Genomic DNA, 5047 nt, shown 5'->3' with positions numbered 1-5047 from the left:
GCACTTCGCCGCCAATTTTGGCCGCCCGTGCATTTGCGTCCGTCATCACACCCTTGGAGGTGGAGACAATCGACACGCCCAGGCCCTGACGGACGGAAGGCAGGTCATTGGCGCCCAGATATACGCGACGACCGGGTTTGGAGACCCGTTTCACTTCGCGAATGACTGGTGTGCCTTCGTAATATTTCAGCTCGACGTTGAATGCAGGGTGGCCATCTTTGCCATCCTTCTTGTCGTAACCGCGGATGTAGCCTTCTGCGACCAGCACATCCAGCACCCAGGCGCGCAGTTTCGACGCCGGTGTTTCCACCGAAGCCTTGCCGCGCATCTGACCGTTGCGGATGCGTGTCAGCATATCACCGATAGGATCGTTCATATCAAATTCTCCTTACCAGCTCGACTTGACCATACCGGGAATTTCGCCATTGGAACCAAGGTTCCGCAGCGCGATCCGGCTGATCTTGAGTTTGCGGTAATAGGCGTGTGGACGCCCGGTGAGCTGGCAACGGTTGTGCAACCGCACAGCCGAGGAATTGCGCGGCAGTTTTGCAAGCTGCAAAGTCGCCTTGAACCGCTCTTCCACGGGCTTGGACTGGTCGTTGATGATGGATTTCAACGCCGCACGCTTTTCAGCATATTGCGCCACCAGCTTTTCGCGCTTCTTCTCGCGCTCGATCATGGATTTCTTAGCCATTTGTCAAATCTCCCTAACGCTTAGCTGTTGAATGGCATGTTGAAGAGCTTCAACAATGCCTTTGCTTCAGCGTCGGTTTGCGCTGTGGTGCAGATAACGATGTCCATTCCCCACATCTCATCGATCTTGTCGAAGTTGATCTCGGGAAACACGATATGTTCTTTCAGGCCGGTGGCATAATTGCCGCGACCGTCAAAGGACTTACCAGAAACACCACGAAAGTCGCGGATACGGGGCATGGCAACCGTGATCAGACGATCAAGGAATTCATACATCCGGTCGCCACGCAGGGTGACTTTGGCACCCAGCGGCATGTCTTCACGCACCCGGAAACCCGCGATGGATTTCTTGGCAACCGTGGTCAATGCTTTCTGACCGGCGATGGTGGTCAGATCTTCCTGTGCGGATTTGGCTTTCTTGCTGTCACGGACAGCTTCTGCGCCACAGCCGATGTTCAGGACGATCTTGTCCAGACGCGGGATCTGCATTTCGTTCTTGTAGCCGAATTCTTCCTTCATCGCGGCGCGAATGCGGGAAACATAATCAGCCTTCAGGCGGGGGGTGTAGTTTGCAGCGTCAAGCATCAGATCACATCCCCTGTTGTCTTGGCGAAACGGACTTTGTTTTCGCCTTCGATGCGGAAACCAACGCGGGTCGGCTTGCCGTTCTTGTCAACGATCGCCAGGTTCGACAGCTGGATCGGCATCGCTTTTGGCGTGCGGCCACCCTGGCTGGTCTGGGATTGTTTCTGGTGACGGATCGCCATGTTGATACCTTCAACAACAGCTTTGCCGGACTTGGGATCAACGGCAGCAATCGTGCCCTTCATGCCTTTGTCTTTACCGGCAAGAACGATCACGTCGTCGCCTTTACGGAGTTTCGCAGCCATGGTTACAGCACCTCCGGAGCGAGTGAGATGATTTTCATAAAGTTCTTTGCGCGCAGCTCGCGAACAACTGGCCCGAAGATACGGGTGCCGATAGGCTCGTTGTTGTTGTTGAGGATGACAGCAGCATTGCTGTCAAAGCGGATGGCGGTGCCATCTTCGCGGAACACTTCTTTGGCGGTGCGTACGACGACGGCCTTGCGGACGTCACCTTTCTTTACGCGACCACGAGGAATGGCTTCCTTCACCGATACGACAATGATGTCACCGACACTTGCGTAACGGCGGTGGGAACCACCCAGAACCTTGATGCACTGAACACGGCGAGCGCCGCTGTTGTCAGCTACATCCAGATTGGTCTGCATCTGGATCATTTGGTTTCCTTCCGACCTTTGGGGAATTTCCGATTTCCGACCGGAGCCCCAGGGTTTCGTTGAACCGAAAAGTTACTGCTTAAGAAGCAATAACCTCCCAGCGTTTGGTTTTCGATTTCGGCGCACATTCCTGAATGCGGACGGAATCGCCCACGTTGAATGTGTTGTTTTCGTCGTGGGCCCGGTATTTCTTGGACTTACGGACGGTCTTTTGCAGCAAAGGGTGCTTGAAGCGGCGTTCGACGGACACAGTCACGGTCTGGGCGTTCTGGTTGCTTGTGACAACACCTTGAAGGATACGCTTAGGCATTCTCTTAAGCCTCCGAAGCTGCCGTAGCAGCCTTTTCGTTCAGAATTGTTTTGACGCGGGCCGCATTGCGACGCGCAGCGCGGAAACCTGCAGTGTTTTCCAGCTGACCGGTGGCCTGCTGAAAGCGCAGGTTGAACGATTCTTTTTTCAGTTTCACCAGCTCTTCACGGAGCTGATCGGGCGTTTTCGCCCGCAGTTCATTGGCATCCATGCCATTTTCCTTTTTCAACATCACCGGCAGGCCGCGCAAAGCGTTACCCGATTCCCGATGGAGTGGGGGTAGAAGTGCGCCGTTTAGACCCCCTTGCCCCATAAAGCAACCCCTTGCAGGACAGCGGTTTGCGCAATTGACTCCGGTCTGTGCCAACCGACACTATACCGCTCCGGATAAAGTGGATATGACAGCGGCATGACGACTATAAAATCTCTTTTCGCCACACAGCTCTACCATGCCCCATTGTCCGCCCATGGCGTGATTGACCCGGCAGAGCTGGAGAACTCTTGTCTTGTGATCGCCGATGACGATGAGGCGGGCCAGCAATGGTGCGAGGAGCAGGGATATCCCGGTTACACCTCTTATGCATCGCTGACCGATCTGCCCTGGCGGTTCCCGATCTTCAAGGATCTGGTGAAGGTGCTGGACAAACATGTCGCGGCCTTTGCCAGGGATCTGGATTTCGATCTGGGCGACAAGGCGCTGAAGCTGGAAGATATCTGGATCAACATCCTGCCACCCGGCGGCATCCATACCGGCCACATCCACCCGCATTCGGTGATCAGCGGCACGACCTATGTCGCGATGCCCGACGGGGCCAGCGCGATCAAATTCGAGGACCCGCGCCTTGCCATGATGATGGCCGCCCCGCCCCGCGTCAAAACCGCGCGCCAAGAATTGCGCCAGTTCGTCTATGTCGCGCCCGCCGTCGGGGATGTGTTACTCTGGGAAAGCTGGCTGCGCCACGAAGTCCCGATGAACATGGCCGAAGAAGAAGAGCGCATCAGCGTCAGTTTTAATTATAGCTGGGGGTGACGCAGCGAAACTTTTTGCAAAGCTGCAACGTGGCTGCATCACGACCTCTTTCTTACCTCAAATTCACCGCAATGCGCGACGATAGTTCAAGCAAAGGAGTGACAATTGATGCCAAAGCCACAACACCTCAAAGAGGCGGACCGTGCCGCCCTCGCCTTCTATGGTCAGCCTGCCGATTTATTTGCAAAACAGATCGCCCAGATCTGCCGCAACGACAGCCGCCTGATCGCCGCATTCGAACGGACCCGTGAAGAATATCTTCACTCCAACCAGCCTGCGCGGGACGAGCGGCTACATTCCTAGATCTATCCAAGCAAAAACGCGGCAATCATGGCACCCGACGCAAACCCCGCGACAAGCGCAAGCTGGGCACGTTTCTGCCATTTGCGCTTTTCAGTCTTCCGCCTGATCTGATCCGCGCGTTGCACATTGACGACATCGCCTGCTGCCCGGTGCGCGACCCATCTTGTGTAATCCTCGGGATAGTCGAAATCCTCGGTCAGATCGTCGATATGGGTGAACTTCAGCCGCAAACCGGAGCCAAGCCCGTTGAGCGCAGCGCGGTCCGCCAGTATACGGTAAAGCTGCCACCCTGTCGGCTGCGCGGTGTCTGCCTTGGCGATTTCGCCAAGGGCCGCGTCGAGCAGTGAATGGGCGGTATGATCAAAACTAACGGCGAATATCTCGGGCGAGCGGCAGCCGGTGATCCTGCTTGCTGTCAGCCTGCCCACGAAATTGATCGTACCCGGATGTGTTTCCAGAACAGCATCCATCGCAGCGCAAGAATAGGACACGTCACCAAATAGCAGGACGGTGCTACCATCCCCGGCCCAAAGCTGGCGTGAACTGTTGAATTTTTCGACAGGGCGGGTGCAGTCATCTTTCGGGACATGAAGAAACTGCGTTCCCTCGATCTTATAGGCATTGCCACGGCCCGCAACGACGATATCTGCCACGCCGCCGCTACGAAGATGATCAACCGTGGTCCACAGCAGCGGTTTGTCGTCGTTGGGAACATGATGTTTCTGGACGCCCAGATAATTGTTCCACCGTTCACCCTCACCACCACAAAGAACAATCGCTCTTACATGCATCAGCGTGTCTCCCCCTTTCGGAAATGACGAGCTTGGGCATTTGTGACATCTTCGTGACAACAACGCCAATGAAAAACCCCCGCCGATTTCTCGGCGGGGGTTTTCTACTTTTGCAGACCCAATCGTAGGTCGGGTTTAAACCCGAATTACCAGTCTTCGCGCACCACGGTGCGGGTCTTGATCGGCAGTTTCATCGCCGCAAGGCGCAGCGCCTCGCGGGCGACTTCTTCGCTGACGCCGTCGATTTCGAACATCACGCGGCCAGGTTTGACCTTGCATGCCCAGAAATCGATCGAACCCTTACCTTTACCCATACGCACCTCGATGGGCTTGGAGGTCACAGGCAGATCAGGGAAAATCCGGATCCAGACCCGGCCCTGACGCTTCATGTGACGGGTCATGGCGCGACGCGCAGCTTCGATCTGGCGTGCGGTGATCCGCTCTGGCTCGGTCGCTTTCAGGCCGTAAGTGCCAAAGTTCAGGTCAGACCCGCCCTTGGCTTCGCCCCGAATGCGGCCTTTGTGCAGCTTGCGGTGTTTCGTGCGCTTTGGTTGCAGCATCTTCTCTACTCCTTACCTGTCGCGACGCGGGCCGCCAGGACCGCGCGGAATAGCGCCTTCCTGAAGCTCGGCATGTTTACGGTCGTGGCCTTGCGGGTC

The 5047-nt window shown here is 56.1% G+C and carries 11 protein-coding genes; 2 read left to right on the top strand and 9 right to left on the bottom strand.

The features are described 5' to 3' along the window. The 7 genes from rpsH to rpmC form a co-directional block, all read right to left on the bottom strand. On the bottom strand, positions 1 to 376 hold a 376-nt coding region (rpsH, locus tag ACK4TM_RS17015; RefSeq protein ID WP_409703634.1), incomplete at its 3' end, for a 30S ribosomal protein S8. A 12-nt stretch (positions 377 to 388) separates the two neighbouring features. Further along, the gene (gene rpsN / locus ACK4TM_RS17010) at positions 389 to 694 is read right to left on the bottom strand and encodes a 30S ribosomal protein S14 (protein ID WP_409703631.1); all 306 of its coding nucleotides are present in this window, start codon (positions 692 to 694) and stop codon (positions 389 to 391) included. A 20-nt stretch (positions 695 to 714) separates the two neighbouring features. After that, positions 715 to 1278: a 50S ribosomal protein L5 gene (gene rplE, locus ACK4TM_RS17005; RefSeq protein WP_409703628.1), complete on the bottom strand. Its 564-nt coding sequence runs from the start codon at positions 1276 to 1278 to the stop codon at positions 715 to 717. After that, positions 1278 to 1583: a 50S ribosomal protein L24 gene (rplX, locus tag ACK4TM_RS17000; RefSeq protein WP_322895922.1), complete on the bottom strand. Its 306-nt coding sequence runs from the start codon at positions 1581 to 1583 to the stop codon at positions 1278 to 1280. Before rplX ends, rplE begins: the two co-directional genes overlap by 1 nt. Positions 1584 to 1585: 2 nt before the next feature. After that, positions 1586 to 1954: a 50S ribosomal protein L14 gene (rplN, locus tag ACK4TM_RS16995; RefSeq protein WP_019953318.1), complete on the bottom strand. Its 369-nt coding sequence runs from the start codon at positions 1952 to 1954 to the stop codon at positions 1586 to 1588. 79 nt (positions 1955 to 2033) lie between these two features. Continuing rightward, positions 2034 to 2264 (bottom strand): 30S ribosomal protein S17, encoded by a 231-nt coding sequence (gene rpsQ, locus ACK4TM_RS16990; RefSeq protein ID WP_322895924.1) that lies wholly within the window; start codon positions 2262 to 2264, stop codon positions 2034 to 2036. Between the two features lie 4 nt (positions 2265 to 2268). After that, positions 2269 to 2475, bottom strand: coding sequence for a 50S ribosomal protein L29 (gene rpmC / locus ACK4TM_RS16985; protein ID WP_409703622.1), 207 nt, complete (start codon positions 2473 to 2475; stop codon positions 2269 to 2271). Between the two features lie 198 nt (positions 2476 to 2673). Here rpmC and ACK4TM_RS16980 point away from each other — a divergent pair, with 198 nt between their 5' ends. Further along, entirely contained in the window at positions 2674 to 3294 is a 621-nt protein-coding gene (locus ACK4TM_RS16980; protein ID WP_409703619.1) for a 2OG-Fe(II) oxygenase family protein, read from the top strand. Positions 3295 to 3402: 108 nt separating this feature from the next. Next, positions 3403 to 3597: a hypothetical protein gene (locus ACK4TM_RS16975; RefSeq protein WP_409703616.1), complete on the top strand. Its 195-nt coding sequence runs from the start codon at positions 3403 to 3405 to the stop codon at positions 3595 to 3597. A gap of 2 nt (positions 3598 to 3599) precedes the next feature. On the opposite strand, the gene ACK4TM_RS16970 is transcribed toward ACK4TM_RS16975, so the two are convergent. Together ACK4TM_RS16970 and rplP are read right to left on the bottom strand one after the other, a co-directional pair. Further along, on the bottom strand, positions 3600 to 4388 hold the full coding sequence (locus ACK4TM_RS16970; RefSeq protein WP_409703613.1) for a hypothetical protein: 789 nt from the start codon (positions 4386 to 4388) through the stop codon (positions 3600 to 3602). Between the two features lie 146 nt (positions 4389 to 4534). Next, positions 4535 to 4948, bottom strand: a complete 414-nt coding sequence (gene rplP, locus ACK4TM_RS16965; protein ID WP_213395666.1) for a 50S ribosomal protein L16 — start codon at positions 4946 to 4948, stop codon at positions 4535 to 4537. Positions 4949 to 5047: the final 99 nt, after the last annotated feature.

It is taken from the genome of Yoonia sp. (genome assembly GCF_046292185.1).
In the GTDB taxonomy this organism is placed as follows: domain Bacteria; phylum Pseudomonadota; class Alphaproteobacteria; order Rhodobacterales; family Rhodobacteraceae; genus Yoonia.
Note: the sequence above shows the minus strand (reverse complement) of the source record. Positions and strands in the feature narration are given on the sequence as shown.